This window comes from Bacillus sp. 2205SS5-2 (genome assembly GCF_037024155.1).
In the GTDB taxonomy this organism is placed as follows: domain Bacteria; phylum Bacillota; class Bacilli; order Bacillales; family Bacillaceae_K; genus Bacillus_CI.
Window position 1 is genome coordinate 156,647 of record NZ_JAYKTS010000003.1, and the last position, 23,713, is coordinate 180,359.

At 39.7% G+C, this 23,713-nt stretch carries 19 protein-coding genes and 1 pseudogene; 9 read left to right on the plus strand and 11 right to left on the minus strand.

What is annotated here, in order from left to right; genetic code table 11:
* The first annotated feature begins 270 nt into the window (after window positions 1-270).
* Both U8D43_RS03220 and U8D43_RS03225 read left to right on the plus strand, forming a co-directional pair.
* Window positions 271-3,504 carry a cellobiose phosphorylase gene (locus tag U8D43_RS03220; RefSeq protein WP_335869534.1) on the plus strand — a complete coding sequence of 1,078 codons (3,234 nt, stop codon included), beginning with the start codon at window positions 271-273 and terminating at the stop codon, window positions 3,502-3,504.
* Between the two features lie 285 nt (window positions 3,505-3,789).
* Window positions 3,790-3,972: a hypothetical protein gene (locus U8D43_RS03225; RefSeq protein WP_335869535.1), complete on the plus strand. Its 183-nt coding sequence runs from the start codon at window positions 3,790-3,792 to the stop codon at window positions 3,970-3,972.
* 235 nt (window positions 3,973-4,207) lie between these two features.
* Here the strand turns inward: U8D43_RS03225 and U8D43_RS03230 are convergent, their stop codons facing one another.
* From U8D43_RS03230 to U8D43_RS03245, 4 genes are all read right to left on the minus strand, one after another.
* Window positions 4,208-7,270 (minus strand): efflux RND transporter permease subunit, encoded by a 3,063-nt coding sequence (locus U8D43_RS03230; protein ID WP_335869536.1) that lies wholly within the window; start codon window positions 7,268-7,270, stop codon window positions 4,208-4,210.
* Window positions 7,271-7,668: 398 nt separating this feature from the next.
* Window positions 7,669-8,901 (minus strand): peptidase T, encoded by a 1,233-nt coding sequence (gene pepT, locus U8D43_RS03235; protein ID WP_335869537.1) that lies wholly within the window; start codon window positions 8,899-8,901, stop codon window positions 7,669-7,671.
* A 203-nt stretch (window positions 8,902-9,104) separates the two neighbouring features.
* Window positions 9,105-10,145, minus strand: coding sequence for a metallophosphoesterase family protein (locus U8D43_RS03240; RefSeq protein WP_335869538.1), 1,041 nt, complete (start codon window positions 10,143-10,145; stop codon window positions 9,105-9,107).
* Between the two features lie 244 nt (window positions 10,146-10,389).
* The gene (locus tag U8D43_RS03245) at window positions 10,390-10,995 is read right to left on the minus strand and encodes a hypothetical protein (protein ID WP_335869539.1); all 606 of its coding nucleotides are present in this window, start codon (window positions 10,993-10,995) and stop codon (window positions 10,390-10,392) included.
* 144 nt (window positions 10,996-11,139) lie between these two features.
* On the opposite strand from U8D43_RS03245, the gene U8D43_RS03250 reads away from it, so the two are divergent.
* From U8D43_RS03250 to U8D43_RS03270, 5 genes are all read left to right on the plus strand, one after another.
* Window positions 11,140-11,646, plus strand: coding sequence for a ferritin (locus tag U8D43_RS03250; protein ID WP_335869540.1), 507 nt, complete (start codon window positions 11,140-11,142; stop codon window positions 11,644-11,646).
* Between the two features lie 251 nt (window positions 11,647-11,897).
* Window positions 11,898-12,449 carry a DUF3231 family protein gene (locus U8D43_RS03255; RefSeq protein WP_335869541.1) on the plus strand — a complete coding sequence of 184 codons (552 nt, stop codon included), beginning with the start codon at window positions 11,898-11,900 and terminating at the stop codon, window positions 12,447-12,449.
* A 450-nt stretch (window positions 12,450-12,899) separates the two neighbouring features.
* Window positions 12,900-13,955, plus strand: coding sequence for a PQQ-dependent sugar dehydrogenase (locus U8D43_RS03260; RefSeq protein ID WP_335869542.1), 1,056 nt, complete (start codon window positions 12,900-12,902; stop codon window positions 13,953-13,955).
* Between the two features lie 49 nt (window positions 13,956-14,004).
* The gene (locus U8D43_RS03265) at window positions 14,005-15,012 is read left to right on the plus strand and encodes a DoxX family membrane protein (protein ID WP_335869543.1); all 1,008 of its coding nucleotides are present in this window, start codon (window positions 14,005-14,007) and stop codon (window positions 15,010-15,012) included.
* A 149-nt stretch (window positions 15,013-15,161) separates the two neighbouring features.
* Entirely contained in the window at window positions 15,162-16,601 is a 1,440-nt protein-coding gene (locus U8D43_RS03270) for a DEAD/DEAH box helicase (RefSeq protein WP_335869544.1), read from the plus strand.
* 670 nt (window positions 16,602-17,271) lie between these two features.
* On the opposite strand, the gene U8D43_RS03275 is transcribed toward U8D43_RS03270, so the two are convergent.
* The 6 genes and pseudogenes from U8D43_RS03275 to U8D43_RS03300 form a co-directional block, all read right to left on the minus strand.
* Entirely contained in the window at window positions 17,272-17,439 is a 168-nt protein-coding gene (locus tag U8D43_RS03275; protein ID WP_335869545.1) for a hypothetical protein, read from the minus strand.
* A complete protein-coding gene (locus U8D43_RS03280) occupies window positions 17,436-17,558 on the minus strand; it encodes a hypothetical protein (RefSeq protein ID WP_335869546.1) in 123 nt (40 codons plus the stop codon). Before U8D43_RS03280 ends, U8D43_RS03275 begins: the two co-directional genes overlap by 4 nt.
* A gap of 283 nt (window positions 17,559-17,841) precedes the next feature.
* Window positions 17,842-18,565: pseudogene (locus U8D43_RS03285) on the minus strand (DUF421 domain-containing protein).
* 240 nt (window positions 18,566-18,805) lie between these two features.
* Window positions 18,806-19,072 carry a hypothetical protein gene (locus U8D43_RS03290; RefSeq protein WP_335869547.1) on the minus strand — a complete coding sequence of 89 codons (267 nt, stop codon included), beginning with the start codon at window positions 19,070-19,072 and terminating at the stop codon, window positions 18,806-18,808.
* Window positions 19,023-19,190, minus strand: coding sequence for a hypothetical protein (locus tag U8D43_RS03295; protein ID WP_335869548.1), 168 nt, complete (start codon window positions 19,188-19,190; stop codon window positions 19,023-19,025). The genes U8D43_RS03290 and U8D43_RS03295 overlap by 50 nt, the downstream gene beginning before the upstream one ends.
* Window positions 19,191-19,341: 151 nt before the next feature.
* Complete coding sequence (locus U8D43_RS03300; protein WP_335869549.1) at window positions 19,342-20,625, minus strand: MFS transporter; 1,284 nt, start codon at window positions 20,623-20,625, stop codon at window positions 19,342-19,344.
* 404 nt (window positions 20,626-21,029) lie between these two features.
* On the opposite strand from U8D43_RS03300, the gene U8D43_RS03305 reads away from it, so the two are divergent.
* Both U8D43_RS03305 and U8D43_RS03310 read left to right on the plus strand, forming a co-directional pair.
* Window positions 21,030-22,478: a SulP family inorganic anion transporter gene (locus U8D43_RS03305; protein ID WP_335869550.1), complete on the plus strand. Its 1,449-nt coding sequence runs from the start codon at window positions 21,030-21,032 to the stop codon at window positions 22,476-22,478.
* A 14-nt stretch (window positions 22,479-22,492) separates the two neighbouring features.
* Window positions 22,493-22,912, plus strand: a complete 420-nt coding sequence (locus U8D43_RS03310; protein ID WP_335869551.1) for a universal stress protein — start codon at window positions 22,493-22,495, stop codon at window positions 22,910-22,912.
* A 309-nt stretch (window positions 22,913-23,221) separates the two neighbouring features.
* On the opposite strand, the gene U8D43_RS03315 is transcribed toward U8D43_RS03310, so the two are convergent.
* Entirely contained in the window at window positions 23,222-23,665 is a 444-nt protein-coding gene (locus tag U8D43_RS03315) for a CHRD domain-containing protein (protein WP_335869552.1), read from the minus strand.
* Window positions 23,666-23,713: the final 48 nt, after the last annotated feature.

The following is a 23,713-nucleotide window of genomic DNA, read 5'->3' on the forward strand; positions in this document are numbered from 1 at the left end:
GTTCTTTTTCAAGAAAATACAAGGGGCGGATCGAGAACTCTCTCAGGTCCGTTTTTTGTATGAATGGTAGATATGCGATGAGTCCGAGTTGTTTTTAAATATTTTGTTGTTTTTTGGATAGAGGAGGATCCCCCTAATAAGGGACTGTTTCTTCGTTATTTTCCCATCTCAATAAACTATTCATTCAACTTTCATTAAGGAGTAGAGAATAAAAGTGTAACAAAAAATGCGAAAAGAGCTTGAATAAAAAACGTTAGGTGGAAAAAGTTCATGACAATGGGAAATTATTCTTTTGATCAGAAAAAAAGATTTGAAATACAAGACTTTGATAAAGCGAATACATTTTCTAGCTTTTTACCAGGGATTGCTGGTGTAAATGGGATTCCAATGTGGACATTTTATGTTAATCGTGGCCAAGGAATCACTAGTTTTGGGGTAAGAGATAAGCATACACCGATTATGGAATTTTCACCGGCTAGTATTGCATATAAAACGGTTGCGACGAGTGGTTTTAGAACGTTTATCAAAATGAAACATCAAGACACGGTTTATGAAGCATTTTGCCCTACGCGAAACCGCAAGCATATTCAACGCAAAATGTTTATTGAAGCGAATCAGTTGAGTATTGAAGAAATCAATCAAGAAATGGGACTAAAGGTAAGTATTCAATATTTTCACATGCCAGAAGCAAATTTTGCTGGATTGGTCCGAAAAGTCGACATTACGAATTTAGCTGGAGAGCCAGTCGAAATGGAAGTGATGGATGGACTACCAGAAATTCTTCCAAACGGTGTAACGAATGAAGCGTTCAAGGAATTAGGAAATCTTTTACGAAGCTGGATGGAAGTATATAACGTTGAAAATCAAATCCCTTACTACCGGGTAAGAGCGAGTATGGGAGACGAAGCAGAGGTAAGTGAAATCAAGAGCGGTCATTTCTATTTATCGTTTTCTAATGACGAGCAGCTTATTTCACCTATTGTTGATGCAGAGCTTATCTTTGGCCGTGATACCTCACTTCAGTATCCAGAAAGATTTAACAGTATATCAATAGAAGAAATCATGAAATCGCAACAAGTGACCGCGAATAAAGTACCATGTGGATTTACGCCTGTGAAACGAGTATTAGGTACAGAAGAGACCATGACGATATGTACGATTATTGGTCATGTCGATGATATAGAGCGTATTCATCAACAAACGGAGGAGATTGTGAGTCTGAAGTTTATCGAACAAAAGCAGCAACTTGCTTTTACGATGATTTCAGAGCTGACGAACCCGATTGAGACGAACTCAGGCTCGGAAATTTTTGATGAATATTGTCGTCAAAACTATTTAGATAATTTACTACGCGGAGGCTATCCTCAAGTGTTAGAGAACGGGGACGAAGGGTTCGTGTATCATCTTTTCTCAAGAAAACATGGAGATTTAGAGCGAGACTATAACTTCTTCAGCATTGCTCCAGAATATTATTCACAGGGGAATGGGAATTTCCGAGATGCCAATCAGAATCGAAGAAATGATATTTACTTTAACCCAAAAGTCGGAAGTTTTAATGCCAAAATGTTCATGAGTTTGATTCAAGCAGACGGATATAATCCTCTATCCGTAAAGGGATGTTCGTTTGAAATAAAACAAGCTCTTCAAAATAAGGTAAAGGAACTAATTCAAAATAATATTCCGGCCCGTCAAGTGGAAATGACCAAGTTGCTGCAGGGGAAATTCACACCAGGTCAAGTAATTCAGTTGCTTACGAATGAGGCAAACGAACAGTTGTTAGAGGGAAATCGCTTTTTAACTGAGGTATTGAAGCTTTCTCAACAAAATATTGAAGCAGGATTCGGGGAAGGATTCTGGATTGATCACTGGACCTATAATTTAGATTTGGTGGAAAGTTACCTCGATATTTATCCTGATAGGCAAGAAGAATTTTTATTTGAGGATAAGGAGTATACCTTCTTCGATAGTCCTGCCTACGTACTGCCGAGAGAAGAAAAATATGTACTCGCAGAAGGAAAGGTAAGACAATACGGTTCTGTGATGGAAGACGACGAGAAGATGGCTACGTTAGGAATCAAGATCAATGATACGAATTGGCTTAAAACAAAGAGCGGTGAGGGAGACATTTATCGTACGAATCTCTTGGTTAAGTTAGTCTCGCTTTCCTTGATGAAGTTTTCCACTCTGGATCCATCGGGTATTGGTGTCGAAATGGAGGCAAACAAACCAGGATGGAATGATGCCTTGAATGGTTTGCCAGGATTAGTAGGTTCAGGGGTCGGTGAGACGTTTGAATTGAAGCGATTGGTTGGATTTATTTTAACAGCGATTTCTTCCTATCAAAATCGAGAGTGTACCTTACCGACTGAGATGGCTACCTTATTAAGAAAAATTTATCCTCTAGTAGAGGCTCAATTAAATGGCGAGTTAACTGATTTTGATTATTGGGATCAGGTGTCTACTTTACGAGAAGCCTATCGCTCTAGTATTCGTTTTGGAATCGATGGATCAGAATCAACACTTATGCTTAGTGAATTAGAGCATATCTATCAAGGGTTTTTACGGAAAATTCAAGTAGGTATTGCAAAAGCAGAAGTACTTGGAGAGGGATTATATCCGACGTATGTAATCTTTGAAGCGGAAGAGTTCGAAGTGGTGATGGATGCGAACGGAAACGAAGTCATGAGTTCTTACGGCCTTCCGAAAGTGAACGTGAAGAAGTTTTCTAAACCGAGACCGTTACCTTACTTCTTAGAAGGTCCAGCTCGCGCTCTAAAAGCCAATGAAACTACTGAAAAAGCAAGAGAGATCTATCGAAAAGTAAAAGAGACGGACTTATTCGATGCTGACATTAAGATGTACAAAACATCTGTCAGCCTAAACGATGAGCCTCATGAAATTGGTCGAATTAAAGCATTCACTCCTGGCTGGTTAGAGCGTGAATCTGTGTTCTTGCATATGTCGTACAAATACTTACTTGAGCTATTAAAATCAGGTTTATATGAAGAGTATTTTAACGAGCTTCAGACCTCGCTAATTCCATTTTTAGATCCAAAAATCTATGGAAGAAGTACGTTAGAAAACTCCTCTTTCATTGCCAGTTCTGTGAATCCGGATGCAAATACGCATGGTCGAGGTTTTGTTGCCCGCTTGAGTGGCTCAACGGCAGAGTTTTTAAGCATGTGGAAAACGATGATGATTGGATCAAGCCCATTCCAAATGTATAAAGGAAAGCTGACGTTTACTCTAGCTCCAAATTTACCTGATTGGTTGTTTAAGAAAAATGGTGAATTGTCCTTCCAACTCTTTGGGCAAACAAAGGTTACGTATCATAATCCGAAAAAATTAAGTACCTTCGGTGATAGCAAAGTAGAGGTACGTTCTTATGAATTACTCTTCAAGGACGCGAGGATGCAAACGCTACTAGCGGATAATCTGGAGGAGAAGGAAGCTCTTTCGATAAGAAATGGTGAAGTTGCAGAGATTCATGTCACTTTAGCCTAAAGAATTTTGTATAAGAAGCTGGAAATCGCTTAGGGAGCGCTTCTCCAGCTTTTTTATTTTTTTGAAAGGCTGTTTTCGTAAGGCTCTTTTCGCATACTTTGTTGATGTAGCATACAAAAAGGATGGAAACACTAATTTCATTCCTCATTCCGTGTTAAAAATGATGCGAAAAGATGCCCGAAGTCAATCTTCATCACGAATTGAGAACTAATTCGAAAAGCCACAATCTTTGCGAAAACAGCCTGTCGTAAAGATTGTGGCTTTACGACAGGCTGGAAAATTGGGGTGGTATATGAAACCAACGAATTATTGTCTAGTGCACAAAAACTAAGAAATATGATTTTAATGATTGCTACCATAGCGGTTATCATCGGACTGATTGTTGCATTTATTGTTGCTAGAAGCATCGAAAAACCTATTTCATTTTTGAATAAGCAGGTACATAAAATATGGCTAGTGGCGATTTGACTGTTCAAGTAACAACGTAGGTAAAAGATGAAACCGGACAGCTTACTAATCATTTTAACTATGATTACTAAAGAATGCTTACGTAAATAGGCTAGCTAATCCGGAAAGTAATAGAAAGAAGGGCGCACTACACGGAATCTAATCCAAATGCTTACTTTACTGTTACACAAGTTAAAGAAATAACCGAGAGACAAAAACACGCTCAAAGTTATGAACGTGTTTTTGTCTCTATACTTTAGATTACCTCTGGAACGCTAGGAGTTGAAGATTCACTGTTTTTTTCCTTCTTTTTACTCCGCCCTACTTGGCTGATCCCAACACCTAAGCTTGAAAATAATCGATAAACAGCAGGAACGAGCAACAAGGTGATAAAAGTGGCAAATAAAAGTCCAGAAATAATGACGGTTGCCATCGGTGCTTGGTAGTTACCGGAGGACCCTGATGCTAAGGCTAATGGAACCATACCACCTGCTGTGGTGAAGGTCGTCATGAAAATAGGACGAATACGATCCTTTCCTGCTCCGACAAGTGCATCTTGAACAGAGAGACCTTGATTTCTTAGTTGGTTTGTACGGTCAATTAACAGAATAGCATTGTTCAGTACAATTCCAATCAACATGATTACGCCCATCCCTGACATGACACTAAGCTCACGTTGTGTGATAAAGAGTCCAAGAATAACGCCGACAATCGTCATTGGAATCACCGACATTACCACAACCGGATGGATAAGATGATTGAATTGTACCGCCATCACGAGATACACCAAGAAGATAGAAATTGCTAAAATCATCAACATCTCCATGATCAATTCTTGTTGAGCCTCCAAGTCACCTGCGACTGATATGCTGTAACCACTAGGCGTTTCAAAGTCGGAAATGAGATTTTGGACCTTACGATTCACAGTTCCAAGATCCGTATCTTCAATGTCAGCAGAGATGGAGATAAAGCGTTCACCATTTTTATGTGAAATTTCATTCGGTGTGTCGATACTTGATAATTCAATAAAGCTAGAAAGTAGTTTTTCTCCATTTAAGGTAGGGATCATTAAATTCAGTACTTCTGAAGTTTCATCTGTTTTTTCTTTCCAGCGTACTTTTATTGGTGTGGTCTCGTTTTCTATTGAAATGGAACCAACAGGCATGTCGATAAATGCTTGTTCGATGAATTGTTTGATTTGTGTGGAGGTTAAACCAGCTTCTTGGATGGGGCCTTCTTTTAACGTAATAACTTCTTCAATCGATGTTCGTTCAATTGATGTCGTCACTCCTACGATTCCAGTGATCGCTTCTAATTCGGATTGAAAGTCTGCGGCTAAGGTTTGAAGATCTGCAAACTTTTCTCCCTGGATTGTGACTTGGACTGGGGAACCACCTCCACCAGTCATGGCACTGGCAACACTTTCAATTGGGGTCGTATCTTCTAGTGCACGTAAAGAACGAAAAATATCTTCATTTACTTCCTGTTGTTCTTTTGTGATATCTTCACCTTTGGTCATATTGATAATCGTATATAACATACTACCTTCATCCATGATGTAGGCCGTATCAACATCTTCCACTTTTGAGAGTGATTCTGTCATTTCTGTTATTATTTTTTCTTTGTCCGCTACGGATACCCCTGTTTCAACACTTACGGCAATTTCTGCGTAACGATTAAACATATCGGGCATAATCGTCATCGGTATTTTCGTTATAAGTAATAATGATCCTACAAAAAACAGAAAGAATAGGGTGACTACCGCAAAACTGGAGCGTTTTTTCTTAACGACCCATGAGATCATTTTGCTGTAGCCTGTAGTGAAATTACTTTCTTTTCTATTAACTGTTTTTTTACGAAGCTTTAAGAAATTCTCTGAAAGTGATGGGATTAGTGTAAAGGATACAATTACTGAACTAGTCAGCGTGATGGCTACTACAACTGATAGCATAATCATAAAACGGCCCATTTCGCCTCCAAGTAACCCGATGGGAACAAATACAACAATAGTGGTAAGCATTGACGCAAACACGGCAGATGCAACTTCTTTTGTTCCTTTAATGACGGCTTCAAGTTTAGAGAAGCCTTGCTCTTTTTTATGATAAATGGATTCTAGGATAACAATGGAGGAATCAACCATCATCCCAACCCCTAAACCAAGACCCACTAAAGTTAGGATATTAAAACTGTAATTTAATAGCCACATTGTCAAAAATGTTAGCAAAATGGAGGTAGGGATTGATAAACCAATGATCAAGGTTGCACGTAAGTTTCGTAAGAAAAGCATCAAAATCACAATGGCGATCACACCACCGATGATGATATTATTCGTAACCCCATCCAATGATTCCTGAACATAATCGGCCAGTGCAACCATTTCATTCATTTCAAATCCTGTGATTAAGTTTTCATCACGAATCGATTGTAGTTCAGCTCTAACGGCATTGGCCATGTCAATCTGGGTATAATTAGAACCGCGTCCTACTTGTATAAAAATAAGATCCTTTGATCCGTTTTTCCAAACAAATGATGAGTTTTCTAAAGGTTGTAAAGAAACGGTGGCAATGTCTTCAATTGCGAGATAGCCAGTAGGTGTAGGGATTTTGACAGCCTTAATATTTTCGACATTTTCTAAAGTGGTATTCCAACGAAGGGTCGGTGTATTATCTTCCCCGCTTAACTTACCAAGAGTGGCAGCGGTATTCGCTTCTGTGATAGCAGAGATGGCTTGTTGTAAGCTTACTCCTTTCTGAATTACCTTATCACGATCGAATTCAATCGCAAGTTCTTGTTCTTGTATCCCCGATAACATGACATCTCCAACCTCAGGGAGTGCTTCTAGTCTAGGTTTAAGGGTTCCTTTTGCAAAGGTAGTCATTTCCGCCATGTCCCCATCTGATAAATCCATATAAAATTCGTAGCTTTGCGTTGTGCTGTATTGATCGGAGAAAACGTCCTGAACACCAGGCGTATTTAAGGCAGTGTTGGCAATTCTTTCGACTTCTTTAGAAAGCTCTTCCCCTTTTCCACGTTCAAAGGTGACATTAAGAGAGCTTCTCCCGATTGAAGAAGTGGAGTTAACATCCTCCACTCCATTCATACTAAGAATTTGCTGTTCTAGAGGCGTGGTAATGTTTCGTTCGACTTCAATAGCAGGCATTTCTCCGGCCGTTACTGAAACATAGGCACCATCAAAATCAAGTGGAGGGAATAATTCTTTGTCTAGTTGGAAAATTGCGTATCCTCCTAATGCTAATACAAATGAAACTAGTAAACCTACAAGAATTTTTCTGTTTACGATGAATCTTAAAAATTTCATAATTGGCCTCCTTTTAAAAGTTTGATTATTCAAAATCTATTCGCATGAACAGTATAATCTATAAAGATTAATGATTGTATAAAATTCTCACTTTTACTATAATTTACATCTTGAGGATGAGTTGATGGTGGTACCGGTGGTGTAGAGGAAGTTAAGAAAAGAAGAGGAGAGTAACCGAGTGGCCATTTTGAGAATAAAAAACCCCATCTGATTGCTAAATCAGATGGGGTTTTTTTATTGGCTCTTTTTGTATACATTGTGGCTATTTCATCTGATTTTTGATTAAATCGTCTATTTCACGATGAATTCCATAAAAAATAGACGAAATGATGCCCGAAACAAAGCTTCCCCGTTTATAGACTGGTTCGAAAAGCCACAAACTTTGCGAAAACAGCCTTTTATTTTGTTGCTTCGGTTAATCGTGCAATTTCTACGATGACCTTTACGGCTTCAATCATATGGTTAACGGATACAAATTCGTATCTACCATGAAAGTTTTCTCCACCTGTGAAGATATTAGGAGTAGGCAGCCCCATATACGATAGTTGGGAACCATCGGTGCCTCCGCGAATGGGTTCGACAATAGGTTCAATATTTAGGTTTTTCATGGCTTGATAGGCGACATCGACGATTTCTTTAACGGGTTCGATTTTTTCTTTCATATTGTAATACTGGTCGTTTAGTTCCAATTGTATCGTTTCTTTTCCGTATTGTGCGTTTAACTCTTGAGTGATCTCCACCATTTTCGCTTTTCTGGAGTGGAACAACTCTTTATTATGATCTCGAATGATATAGTCTAGTTTTGTTTCTTCGACATCACCTTCAAAGGATGAGAGATGATAGAAGCCTTCATAGCCCGATGTGTGCTCTGGTGCTTCTTCTATTGGTAACAGTGAATGAAACTCCATGCCAATTTTAGTTGAGTTCATCATTTTATTTTTTGCCGAACCAGGATGGACATTTCGCCCTTTAATTGTTAGCTTAGCGGAAGCAGCGTTAAAACTTTCATACTGAAGCTCGCCAAGTGGACCGCCATCAATAGTGTAGGCATAGTCTGCGTTAAATTGGTCTACGTCGAATTTATGGGGACCTCTGCCAATTTCCTCATCCGGTGTGAAGGCGACTCTGATGGTTCCGTGCTTGACTTCAGGATGCTGAATGAGGTATTCCATCGCGGTCATAATTTCAGTGATGCCTGCTTTGTTATCAGCACCAAGCAATGTCGTTCCGTCAGTTGTGATTAAGGTTTGACCCATATAGTTTGCTAGTGACGGGAAGTCCTCTTGCGATAATACAATATGTAGTTCTTTGTTTAAGAGTATGTCTTGTCCGTTATAGTTTTCGACGATTTGCGGGTTAACCTTGTGACCGGTAAAGTCAGTAGCCGTATCAAGATGGGCTAGAAAACCAATCGTAGGCAAGGTCTTTTCTGAATTCGATGGCAAGGTTGCCATCACATAACCATTGTCATCCATTGTAACCTCTTGCATACCGATCGAATTTAATTCTTCAACAAGCATATTTCCAAGGGTTAGCTGGCCTTTTGTAGAAGGACAGTGTTCATTGTTTTCATCTGATTGTGTATCTACTTTTACATATGAGGAAAAGCGTTGGATGATTTCTTCTTTCATAATGAATTCAACTCCTATTTAGTTATGCTTCTATTATAGTCATAACCTTGTCGATGTTCTAGTGTAGAGCGGGACTTAGATGCCCCGTTCTGATTTTTCCCTAGAGCTAGTTGTGATCGATTGAATGGGAAGAAACTCGTTTTCATTCTCGTTGATTATTAGCCAAAAGGGGTGCCAGCGATTGTTCGACCAACGAAGGAGTCCTATGCTATTTTTGGTAAGAAGTAGATAATTATTTGCGTCTTATCCGTAGATAATTTCTTCCCGCCATAAGGTTGGTGCAGTTGTGTCGTTTTTTTGATGGCAAAGGTTCTTGTGCAGATTCGCTGAATGACTTTCCTTCTACGTTTCCAGATATTGAGTCGAAGGAATTGTTTAAATAGATAGCCTTTAATTCCAGAGAAGCTACGATTCCGAAGGGGACTACTCGTAAACTGATGAATCTTTATTTTCCACCCAGTGTGCCAGAATATAGTCGCCCTTACTACTGAAGAGGTATGGACATCTCCAGATAGAATAAGGCATGATTGGGGCTGCCATTGAACGAGTTTTTCGAGAAATAGACTAAAGCGGCACCCGTTATATTTCCACATCTCATAGTCCACTGCAGCTTGAATAGGGAGGCCAAGGGAATACAGCAATCTCACCATTTTATTCAAGAAGCTTTCAACTAATCCAATTCCATATAGAGGGGTAGGGGAAACCAAGAGAAGTGGATCCTGTTTTTTCCATCCTGTTGAAAATAGAGAATGCTCAAGGTGCGACCACTCAGCTTCAGAAACTAAGCTTGGACTTAATGCTTTCTTTGCTGGCTCTTGATAGGCACGCTTCGTACGCGTATCGATAAAGAGTGTTGAAGGATAGGTTGGAGTAATAAAATGCCAAGATGTCTCATGCCACATCATCGTTCCCAATTTTTGTTGTAGAGACCTTGAAAGAAAAGGTGAACTTACATAAGCCTGAATAACTTCCTTGAACTCAGGTGAAAAAGAAGAGGGGACATTTCCCCATCCTTGAACAAGCCAATAGGCGGTTAAACCAATTGCGACGACCTGTCTTCCTAGTGGAGCATTCCATACTTTCCGTTTCCAATTAGCAGATAAATTCCAATCATCTGTAACATCATGGTCATCGAAAATCATATAGGTTGGAACATTGGCAAGGAATCGACGAACAGCAGGTAGTGAGGTGTAGAAGGATTTTAGATGAAGGTCTTGCTGCTTTAAGGATCTTTTTCTCCTCAACTTTTGGAAGAAGGATAAGGAGGGATTTTGTGACTCGTAAATCCAGGACGTTGATTTTACGGCCCAATCCCATAGTTCGGGTCACCAGCATAATAAATACATACAGAGGTACTCGCTCAAACGAAGTAAGTGATTCTCAGCTTTAGTTGATGTGAAAAAGCAGAGCTGATGTGCGGTAACGGAACGACTTCTAATTTGATCGATTGGTTTTGAGTTCAGCCGTGGCTCAATGTGGACCAGGTTTTCAGCTTTTTTTTTCCATAAGAGCGGACTGAACGATTTGGATTAAGGAAAATAAGGAATCAGCAACATCATCCGTGTATATTTGATCGCCCATTAAAAATAGACAGTCTGGGTGTTCGGTTGGCGAGTTCACTTTTTCGGCGGCAATTCTTAAGGCATCTGGCCCTTTTCCATGTGGTTTTCTACAGGATCCATACATAATGGTGGCTGGCGAACTAGCTGAAGGGACTGAAAATGTTGGATATGGCATGTTTTGATATACAAGTGAGTATGGATGCTTCTCTGATAAATAGCCGAAATCACCTAAGTCAAGGGTATTGTGATTTGAGATGAAAAATAAATTGTAGCCGAGTAGGACTCCTTCTGGAAATGGTTGACCTTGAGGTGTTAGCTTTATTAAAGAAATATAAAGATGTTCACTAACGACTTGAGTTTCTGTTTCAGAATGAATGGACAAAGGTTCGTATGTGCCAAGATTCGGATTTTGATCCATAAGGTAAAGTTCTCCTTGGATTTGGAGGTTTTCACTAGTGACAATCCAAATATAGGCGTCAACAGCTGTTACTCTTCTTACTATGGGTCCTGCCAAAATAGTAGGGAGGTTCATGAGTAGTCCATCCTTTTCAAATATTTAGAATAGAATATGTTTAGATGAAAAGGGATGTGTGGGACAGACTAATCTCAAGGCAAAATAGTCCAATCTTCATGATATTTAGGGTATACTATACATGAATAGTAGGAGGGATTTTAGATGTTAAGTGAAAAACTAGTCCAGGGTTTAAACGATCAAATGAATTACGAATTTTATTCCGCTCATGCGTATATGGCCATGGCTGCCTATTGCTCCGCTGAGAATTTAGATGGGTTTGCAAACTTTTTCTTGATTCAAGCAGAAGAGGAGCGCTTTCATGCGATGAAATTTTATAATTTTATTAATGATATGGGCGAACGTGTGACATTCGATGGGTTTTCATCACCAAATAATGAATTTTCGTCAGTGTTAGGTGCCTTTGAAGAAGGATTAAAGCATGAAAAGGAAGTAACGAGCCGAATTTATCATCTGGCCGACATGGCTTTAGATGAGCGCGAGCATGCAACAATGACATTTTTGAAATGGTTTATTGAAGAGCAGGTTGAAGAAGAGGCATTATTCGATAGCTTAATTCAGAAGCTCAAAAGAATTGATAAAGATAGTAATGCGTTCTTTATGCTAGAAAACGAACTAGGAAAGCGCTCATTTGTTCCGGAAGCAGAATAAGCTATCTAGTAAAAAGCACTTAGAAAATTTTAAGTGCTTTTTCTATTGCCATTTTTCGTATAGGTTATTGTTTTTATCTGGCAGAAGAGAATGGTAGAATGACTTCAATCATTGCACCGGGGGTTGCTAAAAATGAATTCGATGTGGCATACTTCCAGTCTTTAAAAAGAAGTTGATTTAGTAGAATAGCCAAGTATATGTTTTTTTTTTGAAGGATGGTTGGTGATAATTGTATTTAGAGGTGATAAGAAATGGTAAATCCTTTTGAAGCGTTATGGGATACAATTAAACCAATGGTCGATGAAGAACCAAAGCCCCCTTTGCATGTTGGAGAAGTGATGAATTTATGGACAGTGCTCACCATATTTGAAGAAGCACACTCGATTTATATTTCTTCCTTAAATATGACAACGGATGAAGAATTAACTCATGCACTAAATGTTGCAGAAAAAACCTCTAAGAAGGACATCGTGGAATTTCAGGTTTTTTTGAAAAAAGAAGGTGTTCCTTTGCCAGTGGCATCCGATGAAAAACCGAAATCAGACCCAAATGATGTACCTTTAGGGGTCAAATTAACAGATAACGAAATTGCGAATGCCGTTTCAGCTAAAATTGCCGCATGTATTGTGCTATGTGCAACGGGTTTAGCAGAAAGTACTCGAACAGATGTAGGTGTTAGATTTTTACAATACCAGGCTAAATTAGTGACGTTTGGAGCGAGTTTTAAACTGTTGATGAGAAAAAGAAGTTGGATTAAAATTCCACCTTATTACTACCCACCTGGCAGTCCCCATTCGAAATAAGTATTTCTTCACCATAGAAAAAAAGCAATCTAACAAGGGATTTCTATACTTAAGGAGGTCCTTTTGTGGTGTTTATCATAATTCTTCACTCGTTGAATGACGATATCTTTCTTAATGGATGTTTTCGCAAAGATTGTGACTTTTCGAATAAGAATGACTCCCTTGACTAGTATAACTTCGTGCTCTTTTCCGAATGAAAAATTCTTCATTTCTAGATAAGGCTGTTTTCGCAAAGGTTGCGGTTTTTCGAATTAGCCCTCCTATTATGATGGGGATTGACTTCGGGCATCTTTTCGCAACTTTTTTAACACGAAATGAGGGAAGAATAGCGTGTTTCCATCCGTTTTCGTATCAGTTTATCATCTATTATTTAACTTTGTTTCGGGTATCTTTTCGTCTATTATTGATGAAAATCAACAGTGGAAAAGAGTCTAAAAAGGGGGGGAAGATATGAAAAGAATGTTAACAACAACTATTGTGTTGCTCCTTCTTGGATGCCAGCCAAATCAGCCACAAGAAACCGTAGAATCTACAGCTAACAAACAGAAAAATTTTAATGTGATAGCCACTCAACTTAACATCCCATGGGAAGCCGTAAAGTTAGACCAAGTTTTGTATATAACAGAACGAGGTGGAACGATTGCTAAGATTGAAAAGGGAAACGTATTGAGAATGCCTTTGTTGCTAAAAAAGAAGGTTTTTCCGTTTGGTGAGGGTGGGCTATTAGGTATGACTGCTGAAGACGAACATACAATGTATCTTTATCATACGTACAGTGAAGGCGAAAAGGTGTTTAATAGAGTTGTGGAGGTAGAGCTTCAAGCTGACACTTGGGTGGAAAAAAGGGTTATTTTAGAAAAAATACCAGGCGCTCGTTTTCATAATGGAGGTCGCATAGACATCGGCCTAGATGGGAAGTTATATGTCACAACTGGAGATGCTCTCGTTCCTAAAAATGCTCAAGATCTTACCTCATTATCAGGCAAGATTTTGAGAATGAACAAAGATGGCACGATCCCAGAGGATAACCCGTTTAAAGATTCCCTCGTTTATTCTTACGGACATCGAAATCCTCAAGGACTTGCATGGAATGATACTGGAAGCGTGCTGTACAGTTCCGAGCATGGACAAAATGCTCATGATGAAATTAATATAATCCAGCCTGGTCACAACTATGGTTGGCCCATAATTCAGGGTGATGAAAAGAAGAGTGGTATGGATTCACCTTTTATGCATTCTGGTAACATAACTTGGGCGCCTAGCGGGATGGATATAGCCAATGGAAAACTTTACGTAGCAGCATTAAGAGGAGAAAAAGTGATGGTCGTTGACGTAGAAACGAAAACGATTTCTACCATTGTTGATAAGGTGGGAAGGGTTCGTGCTGTAAGACTGGACGGGAAGAGCGCTTACCTTATTACAAGCAATCGGGATGGAAGAGGGAATCCAATCGAAACGGATGACAGATTAATCAAAGCGAGCATTTTGCATAATTCTTCTTTTTAAGAAAAACCTATTGAGACAATGATTTTTTCTATAGGAGGAACGTATGCAGATGTTTTCTCGTTCAAAGTGGCTACTCTTTCTAATAGGGGTAGCTATTATCGGACTAACCCCATTATTTGCGGAGGCTCATGTAAAATGGTTTACCGAGGCTGCACCAGTGAAGGAAAGTATTGAAAGGATTTTATCCCCTTTATTTATGGGGATCGCTCTTTTAGTCGCCGTTTTATTAGCTGCATTGACTCAATTACTCCCTTTACTGGATCGGGTCCCCCTCATTCAAAAAGTAGATGTTTTTTTTGATCGTTACCGAATGTCTTCCAGATATATTTTAAAATATGGAACGGCTTTTGCGTTAGTCGTACAAGTATTATCAGGCTCAATTTTTGCTCCAGAATTCATCATTCATCAGCAAAGCATAAGAGTGGCCTTGTGGGTAGCAATCTTTCTGTTGCTGATTCCGATTCATTATGCGACAAAAGCAGGAGCTCTTGTTCTTTTGGGTCTCTTCATTTTCCAACTAAGTGAAACAGGTTTGTTTCATATGCTTGATTATGGGTTTTATTTAGCGATTATTGCAGTGTTGTTGATTGGGAAAACAAAGCTTGAAAATTGGGGCTTTCCGTTTCTATATTTAGGAACAGGATTGTCTTTGTGTTGGGTTGCCGTTGAGAAGTGGGTTTTTCCATCGATGAGTGTAGATATTATTTATAATCATGGTGTTCCTACCTTTGGATTTGAACCGGTTACGTTTGTCGTGCTTGCTGCGTTTATTGAGTTTGTCGTCGGGTATTTGCTCATTGTAGGAATTTTAAATCGGTTACTGGCCTTCGTGTTAACCTTGATTTTTATTTCAACAACAATGCTGTTCGGTGTTACAGAAATAATTGGCCATCTTATGATTCATATCATTTTAATCATTTTCATCATTGAAGGAGTTTCCTTTTATGATCCTCCTATAAAAATTCACCGTACAAAATTGGATCAATGGGTGTTTGTTTTCTTGAATTTTCTGTTTGCGCTAGCATTCTTTTTGCTCATCTATTATCGTTTTGCTTAATGAAAGTTTTTGGTTGCATCAATGAATCATCGTTTGTTCTGGGGAATAAAAGTAAATGTGGTATGATGGTAAGAATCGTCTTTCAAAGGTGGAAGGATGATCATGTAAAAGATAATAAGGAGTTTCACTCCAATAAAAGAGGTAAAGAGATGAGAAACAACTTTCAAGAGTATAGATTAAGCAAAGAAATTATTCGTGCACTTACCAGCTTGAATTACGAATATGCAACTGAAGTTCAGAGTGAAGTGATTCCAGTAGCTTTGAGGAAGCAAGATCTAGTTGTGAAATCCCAAACAGGTAGCGGAAAAACGGCTTCTTTTGGTATTCCGGTTTGTGAAATGGTCGATTGGAATGAGAACAAACCACAGGCGCTTGTTTTGACACCCACACGGGAATTAGCTGCACAAGTGAAAGAAGACTTAACCAATATTGGTCGTTATAAGCGACTGAAGGCAACTGCTGTGTACGGAAAGCAACCTTTTCAACCCCAAAAGTTAGAACTAAAGCAAAAAACACATATTGTCGTTGGAACACCGGGGCGAGTTCTCGATCATATTCAAAAGGAAACGCTAGATGTTCAACAAATCCAATACCTGATTATTGACGAAGCAGATGAAATGCTGAATATGGGCTTTATTGAGCAAGTAGAAGCAATCATTAATGAGTTGCCAAAAGAAAGGGTAACCATGCTGTTTTCTGCAACATTACCACAAGATATAGAGGCGCTATGTTATAAATATATGTCAAATCCCACACATATAGAGATTGACTCCCAAAGCCTTACGACTGAGAAAATTCACCATTCACTCATTCAAGTGGTAGAAGAAGAAAAGGTTTCGGTCTTAAAAAACTTGACCATGGTGGAGAACCCCGATAGTTGCATGATTTTCTGCCGAACACAGGAACGGGTCAATTCTTTGTTTGAAGAATTAGATGATGCGGGCTATCCATGTGATAAACTCCATGGTGGAATGTATCAGGAAGACCGCTTCGCAGTTATGAAAGAGTTTAAACGAGGAGAATTTCGCTATTTAGTTGCAACCGACGTAGCTGCAAGAGGAATTGATATTGATAATATTTCACTTGTGATTAATTACGACGTTCCTCTGGAAAAAGAAAGCTATGTCCATCGTACCGGCAGAACAGGACGAGCAGGGAACGAGGGTAAGGCGATTACTTTATTAACCCCGTATGAGGAAAAATTTCTCCAAGCGATAGAAGAATACATTGGGTTTACAATTCCAGTGATTGATCCACCTTCAAAAGAAATGATTTCTCAATCAAAAGAAGCATTTCGGGTGAAAATGGAAGAAGTTCCTCTTCAAAAAATAGACAAAAGTGCTCAGTTAAATAAAGATTTTATGAAGCTTTATTTTAATGGTGGAAAGAAAAAGAAAATTCGAGCCGTTGACTTTGTCGGAACCATTGCCAAAATTAACGGAGTGTCTGCCCAGGATATCGGCATTATTACGATTCAAGAGAATGTTTCGTATGTCGAAATCTTAAACGGAAAAGGTTCAACAGTATTGAAGACCATGAAGAACACAACGATCAAGGGAAAGCAGCTTAAGGTACAGGTAGCTAGGTGACAGTTCACTGGTTCATTTTAATAGGAAAAGATGTCGAACATCTTTTCCTATTATTTCTTTAATTTAGGCTCTTTTAGAATACTTTGTTGCTCTAGGCACAAAGAAAAAACAGGCAGTAAGGCTTTTTCGACTGATTTCTTACTTTTTATCTAGAAATGGAGAAATTTTCATTAGGAAAAGCGCCCGAAGTCATACAAATCAGGGAATATATTTTTATTCGAAAAGCCATAACCTTTGCGAAAACAGCCTCAATTTAAGTGAGTCAATAGGACCAAATCGTTAATTCAGAGGTCATAAAGAAAGTGAATAAAACAAAGGAAGAGCTTAGGGCTACCTAAGCTCTTTTAAGTAGTGCAACTTAAATGTTCAGCCTCTCTCTTTTCCCTATACTGTACCCAATAGAAATACCCATCACTAAGACAAACAAGAACACAAGACTATGTTCATCTATGAAGAATCCGAAAACCAGCCAACCTACGAGAGCTCCAATAATAGCTAGTTATATTCCTTTCATCTAAATCCCTCCCCCTATCATGACGTAACAGTGATATCCATGGTTATTTCGTATATAATGTGGCTATTTCATCTACTTCTTAACTAAATCTTCTATTTTACAGTGGGTTTTTATCGAAAACAGACGGATCCAGCTGCAGTGGCTTGCGGCTCGGGGTCAAATGAATAACTCTCCAGTGATGCAGGCATCACCTCCGAGTTCTTCATTTGCCTGACGCCGCAGGGCAGCCACTTTCGCATTTCGTGATCCAGCTGCAGTGGCTTGCGGCTCGGGGTCAAATGAATAACCCTCCAGTGATGCAGGCATCACCTCCGAGTTTTTCATTTGCCTGACGCCGCAGGGCGAGCCACTTCCGCATTTCGTGATCCAGCTGCAGTGGCTTGCGGCTCGGGGTCAAATGAATAACCCTCCAGTGATGCAGGCATCACCTCCGAGTTCTTCATTTGCCTGACGCCGCAGGGCAGCCACTTCCGCATTTCGTGATCCAGCTGCAGTGGCTAGGGACTCGGGCATTTGTCAGCCCACTACGTGAAGCAGGCTTCACTGCGTGTACTGCCAGATGCCTGCCGTCCCTGGGCGAGCCACTTCCGCTTTTCGTAAATAAAGCTATCGATGTGCTAAAGTTGAATTTAAAGCATGATTTAAAAGACTTATGAACAGGGTTCTTCCCGCCTAATTGTGAGAACTCCCTAACCTCTATTGTTATGAGGGAAGAGTACCTCGTCTCTAGTGATACAACTTCGGAAGGGCAACATCTTCTTCGTTTTTAAGTGAAATATGTAGTTCTAGATTTTTAGTGATTGAAGCAAAAAAGATATCCTTAAACTGAAATCCCTTGAGGCTTAGTTGTTGTTTTAACCAAGCTCGATCAACATTAAATTCTGATAGCACTTGATCATAAACATCCCCCCTCCATAATAACGGGTAGCGCAATTGAAGATGAAGAGGATATCTGACCGATGCTTTCTAGCGTGGCAAAGCGTTTTTCCGGTTTCTTTAATACACTCAAATTCCCACTCGATTCAATAATCGCAGTTTCCACTTCATTTACATCAAATATATCCTTTTCACGAAGCATCTGGAGAATGTTATCTATTGAATAACGAATCTCTTTTAAGTTTTCTCGTAACAGCTTGCCGTCTTGTATCACAATGGTCGGCTCAAAGGTGAGCACTCGCCCCATTTTCCGATTCGAAATTTTGATTCGGGCCACCATTCGTTGAAGAATGCCAATCGAGATGATAGCAATAACGGTATGGGTATGCTTTATTTCTGGATCAGCGATGTCAGCTCCCACGACAGAGCCGAGAGTTAAGACAATCAAAAAATCAAAGATAGGTAGTTCTCCAATTGATCGCTTCCCCATGAAGATTGCAACTGCTAATAGTAGAGGTAAGATGGTGAAAATCCGCCCAATTACTAGAAATAAGTCTTTTATAAGATCTGGCATTTCTGCGACTCCTTTTGCTTTAGCCTCTCCGAATGAGCCAGGAACCCACGGATGAAGAGAATCTAATTAAATTTCATTTTTACTTACTTTTCCTGAAATTTGGTGTAATTATGCAAGTGGCAATGGTCTTAAACTGATGAGCCTTTTTTCGTAAGCTTTGTTGTTCCTGATACAAAGAAAAAGCAGGCAGCAAGTTTTTTTGCTATTGCTTACTTTTTGTCTAGCAATGAAAAACATCTCTTAGGAAAAGTCTTCACTGCGTGTACTGCCAGATGCCTGCCGTCCCTGGGCAGCCACTTTCGCATTTCGTGATCCAGCTACAGTGGCTTGCGGCTCGGGGTCAAATGAATAACCCTCCAGCGATGCAGGCATCACCTCCGAGTTCTTCATTTGCCTGCCGCCGCAGGCAGCCACTTCCGCATTTCGTGATCCAGCTACAGTGGCTTGCGGCTCGGGGTCAAATGAATAACCCTCCAGCGATGCAGGCATCACCTCCGAGTTCTTCATTTGCCTGACGCCGCAGGGCAGCCACTTTCGCATTTCGTGATCCAGCTACAGTGGCTTGCGGCTCGGGGTCAAATGAATAACCCTCCAGCGATGCAGGCATCACCTCCGAGTTCTTCATTTGCCTGACGCCGCAGGGCAGCCACTTCCGCTTTTCTTGATCCAGCTGCTGTAGACTCTTTGCGAAAACAGCAAACCGAAAAAAAGAAGCTTGGATTGCCAAGCTTCTCGATGAGTTTCAACTTCAACACAAATAGTATGGGCTTTCATTTCTAAACACGAACAGGTTCTGCTGATATATTCTGGGCATCTTTTGGTTCAGGTACAAATGAAAGAATAATAATTCCTATAATAAAAAGAATCACGAGACTGAAGACACCATAGCTTGAGTTTCCGGTAATCTGGGCGGTTACACTCACTAGAAGTGGACCCATAATAGAAGCGAACTTACCAAAAATATTATAAAATCCAAAAAACTCATTGGCATTTTCCTTTGGAACAAGCTTGGCAAAATACGAGCGACTCAATGCTTGAATTCCTCCTTGTGAGGAGGCGACGAGCATAGCTAAAACCCAAAAATCGAAAGTGGTTTTCATGAAAAAAGCATAAATGCACACAATGATATACACAATAATCCCGACATAGAGCATCTTTTTTCCGGTGAATTTCTCGGATAGCTTTCCGTAAAGAAAGGCAAAGGGTGCGGCAACGACCTGAGTGAAAAATAAAATAATTAATAGATTTGTAGCACTTATACCGAGATCTGACCCGTAGGCTGTCGACATGGTGATAATGGTGCCGACGCCATCAATATAAAAGAAATAGGCCAGAAGAAATAAGAATAAAGCTCGGTATTTTCGGATTTCGATAAATGTCTTCCCTAACCGCTTAAAGCTATTAACGACAGGATTAGGTTCACGCTGAATAAAATACTTTTGGTGAACATTTTTAAATAACGGAATCGTAAATAATCCCCACCATAATGCGGTGATTAAGAAGGAAATTTTACTAGCTAAGGTTGTTGTGATGGGAATGATCTCATTTTGGGCTAAAATAATGATGGCAATGCTTATAATAAACGGAATCGTACTCCCAATATAGCCCATTCCAAAACCACGTGCTGACACTTTATTCATGCGATTCTCTGAAGTCACATCCACTAGATAAGCATCGTAAAAGACATTGGCCCCTGATGATCCAACTGCAGCGAATGTATAACAAATTAATAAAAGTAACCACTGTTCGGTTGGTACAAAAGCAAGCAATGCAGTAGCGCTGATCCCTAGAGCGAAAAAGAAAGTGAAGAATTTCTTCTTCAATCCTTCATAGTCGGCAATGGTCCCGAGAATGGGTCCGAGCATCGCTAATATAAAGGTAGCAATCGCAATCGTGTAGCCTAAATAAGCGGTGGAGTCCTCGCCACTTACACCTGCATTTGTTGAAGCAGCCTTAAAAAATAATGGAAATACAGCTGTAGAAATAATTATCGAATAAGCCGAATTGGCCCAGTCATAAAAAACCCAGCTATTCTCTGCCTTTGTAAGTCCCTTATTCAAAACATTTTTCGCCTCCTTCACCTGTTTTTTTTATTGGCTGTTTTCGCAAAGTTTGTGGCTATTTCATCAAAAATATGATGAAATAGCCACAATGTATACGAAAAGAGCGTTTTAATTCAATATTATTGTACCTGAAAAAATAGTCAGAATAATAAGAATGATAAAACTTAATTGTAGCTTAATAATTGCTTGTTCGTTTTTCGTAAAATACAATCTAGTTTAAGGATTTTGCTCTTATTTGACAAGTCCTATTCCAAACAACATAAACGCCCATCACCCACCACATTTTCATCCACTTACTGCCTACTAATCCAAAATCGGCTTCGAAAAAAGTAGTGAAGTCAAATAGGATTGCATGAAATGGAAAATACTATCCTTGAACAGTACGGAAAAGGAGGACATTGATGGAAAACTACACGTACAAACAATCGTGGTTCGGTAATGTGAGAGGTGATATACTCTCGGGGCTTGTCGTGGCGTTGGCGTTAATTCCTGAAGCGATTGCTTTCTCCATTATTGCAGGGGTAGATCCTATGGTAGGGCTATATGCTTCCTTTACAATCGCCGTAACGATTGCTTTTGTTGGTGGTCGTCCAGGGATGATTTCAGCAGCTACTGGCGCGATGGCACTTGTGTTTATTGATCTAGTAGCCGATTATGGTTTGCAATATTTATTAGCAGCGACTATCCTGACAGGAATTCTTCAAATTATTTTCGGTCTATTAAGATTAGCAAAGTATATGAAGTTTATTCCTCGATCGGTAATGGTTGGATTTGTGAATGCTCTAGCCATTTTAATTTTCACTTCTCAGCTTCAACACTTTGTGGATGAAGTGTGGGTTATGTATGCCTTGGTTGGGTTAACCCTAGCCATTATTTATTTGCTCCCTTACCTGACAAAAGCTGTCCCTTCGACCCTAATCGCCATTGTGGTCGTAACCGCTTTAGCCATTTTTATGCAATACGGGGTGAGGACGGTAGGGGATATGGGGACTATTTCACAAACCTTACCACAGTTTTTACTTCCGGATATTCCCGTAACCTTGGATACCTTGATCATTATTCTTCCTTATTCCCTTGCTTTAGCGGTCGTTGGCTTACTAGAGTCGCTGTTAACCGCTTCTATTGTTGATGATATTACTGATAGCGCGAGTGATAAGAATAGAGAGAGTCGGGGTCAAGGAATCGCGAATGTGATTACTGGATTTTTTGGTGGCATGGCTGGTTGTGCGATGATTGGTCAGTCGGTCATCAATACAAAATCAGGCGGAAGGGGGCGACTTTCAGCTTTAGTTGCGGGTGTATTCTTAATGTTTCTGATTGTGGTGCTTGGTGATATTGTAGTACGCATTCCCATGGCCGCTCTTGCCGGCGTTATGATTATGGTATCCATCAGTACATTCGATTGGAACTCCTTAAAAACACTTCATCTTGTCCCAAGGAGCGATGGCTTGGTTATGGTTGTCACGGTAGTGACGGTAATATTTACTCATAATCTAGCCTTTGGCGTGTTTACAGGAGTGTTGTTAAGTGCGATCTTCTTTGTCGCTAAAATTTCACAAATTCGTGTGGAAAGGACTTTTGACGGAAAAAAAAGAATATATATAGTACACGGTGAATTGTTTTTCGCATCTGTAACAGATTTACTGCTACAATTTGATTTTAAAGAAAAGGTTGATAGGGTGGAAATCAACCTAAGTCGATCACATATATGGGATGATTCGGCCGTTGCTGCAGTGGATCGAATTGTGTCAAAGTTTGAAGAAAGCGGCGCTAAAGTGAAAGTGACCGGTTTAAATGAAGACAGCAGTGAATTGGTTGGTAAACTTGCGAATAAATTAGGTGCTCATTAAAAGGAGGAAGAGCTATGTATAAGAAAATTGTATTAGCGACAGATGGATCAGAGCATTCAAAACGCGCGGCTCAAAATGCCATACATATTGCTAAATGTAGCTCAAAATCATTCATCGAAGTGGTGTATGTAATCGATCCAAGCCGCTCAAAATCAGATGTTCTTCACAATTGGAATTCCGTGGATGTCAATGAATTGCGAAAGGATCGAATGAAAGAGGTGGAGAGTGAAGCGAAGCGGGCCGGGGTAGATTATGAAATTAAAGTATTACATGGTGACCCAGGACCGACGATAGTGGACTATGTAAACAAAAATAAAGCAGATATTGTTATTATTGGTAGCAGGGGTCTCAATGCTCTTCAAGAATTTGTGCTTGGAAGTGTCAGTCATAAAGTGGCGAAACGTTCCAATTGTCCCGTACTGATCGTGAAGTAAATCTCTTGCCTTTTTTAGTTTTAATTGCGAAAAGGGAGACATTCGGAAAGGTTATTTTTGCAAAATTTGTTTCGTTTGTATCAAACAATAAACTTTGGTATATCATTGTTTCAAGGCAGCTTTTCCTCTGTTTTTGAGGGATATTGACAGAAAAATGGAGGGTCCATCTAAAAACAGACTAAATAGCAACGATGTATGCGAAAAGAGTCTTTGGAAGAAAAATGCTAAATCGAAGCAGTAAGAGAAGGGAGCGACTGCATAAAAGAAGCTTCGTTCCCTATTCTATACTTTTCTCATATTGCCTCTCTTCTAGTATTTTCGATGTTTAACGGGTATGATTTGACCGCGGATTTCTCCTGAGGGATTTTGTTCAGTATGAACATTGACATATGTTTTTTCTTTTCTCATTAATTTAAGCAAGTCTGCTACATCTTTTACCCCCACCGGATTTTCAACAATATCCTTATCGGTAATGGTCCCCATCACCACTCCTTTCCGAGTGGAAATTCCGTTTTGTTCTTCAAGGGTGGCGAGATCGGCTCCGAATAAAAATACCAAGACGGGTCCGTTTTCATCTCGATTGCCAAAGTGAATATGAGCTTGTACAAAATTTTTAATATCTTCTACCTTAAGGATGAATTTTATCCTGGTACAGTCTTTATTCGACACGAATTTTGCAATGCCAAATGCATCGGAGTCAACTGGCGGTACTTCATTTCTGCCCCTAAGCTTCGCGAAAAAGAACTCTTCCATTCTATCACCTCCTAAGTAACGCTACTGTATACTATTCAGAATGTAAGA

Coding starts and splice junctions, on each gene's coding strand:
- U8D43_RS03220 (WP_335869534.1), top strand. CDS start 271: ATGACAATGGGAAATTATTCTTTTGATCAGAAAAAAAGATTTGAAATA.
- U8D43_RS03230 (WP_335869536.1), bottom strand. CDS start 7,270: ATGAAATTTTTAAGATTCATCGTAAACAGAAAAATTCTTGTAGGTTTA.
- pepT (WP_335869537.1), bottom strand. CDS start 8,901: ATGAAAGAAGAAATCATCCAACGCTTTTCCTCATATGTAAAAGTAGAT.
- U8D43_RS03245 (WP_335869539.1), bottom strand. CDS start 10,995: ATGAACCTCCCTACTATTTTGGCAGGACCCATAGTAAGAAGAGTAACA.
- U8D43_RS03250 (WP_335869540.1), top strand. CDS start 11,140: ATGTTAAGTGAAAAACTAGTCCAGGGTTTAAACGATCAAATGAATTAC.
- U8D43_RS03255 (WP_335869541.1), top strand. CDS start 11,898: ATGGTAAATCCTTTTGAAGCGTTATGGGATACAATTAAACCAATGGTC.
- U8D43_RS03260 (WP_335869542.1), top strand. CDS start 12,900: ATGAAAAGAATGTTAACAACAACTATTGTGTTGCTCCTTCTTGGATGC.
- U8D43_RS03265 (WP_335869543.1), top strand. CDS start 14,005: ATGTTTTCTCGTTCAAAGTGGCTACTCTTTCTAATAGGGGTAGCTATT.
- U8D43_RS03270 (WP_335869544.1), top strand. CDS start 15,162: ATGAGAAACAACTTTCAAGAGTATAGATTAAGCAAAGAAATTATTCGT.
- U8D43_RS03275 (WP_335869545.1), bottom strand. CDS start 17,439: ATGAAAAACTCGGAGGTGATGCCTGCATCACTGGAGGGTTATTCATTT.
- U8D43_RS03280 (WP_335869546.1), bottom strand. CDS start 17,558: ATGAAGAACTCGGAGGTGATGCCTGCATCACTGGAGGGTTATTCATTT.
- U8D43_RS03290 (WP_335869547.1), bottom strand. CDS start 19,072: ATGAAGAACTCGGAGGTGATGCCTGCATCGCTGGAGGGTTATTCATTT.
- U8D43_RS03295 (WP_335869548.1), bottom strand. CDS start 19,190: ATGAAGAACTCGGAGGTGATGCCTGCATCGCTGGAGGGTTATTCATTT.
- U8D43_RS03305 (WP_335869550.1), top strand. CDS start 21,030: ATGGAAAACTACACGTACAAACAATCGTGGTTCGGTAATGTGAGAGGT.
- U8D43_RS03310 (WP_335869551.1), top strand. CDS start 22,493: ATGTATAAGAAAATTGTATTAGCGACAGATGGATCAGAGCATTCAAAA.
- U8D43_RS03315 (WP_335869552.1), bottom strand. CDS start 23,665: ATGGAAGAGTTCTTTTTCGCGAAGCTTAGGGGCAGAAATGAAGTACCG.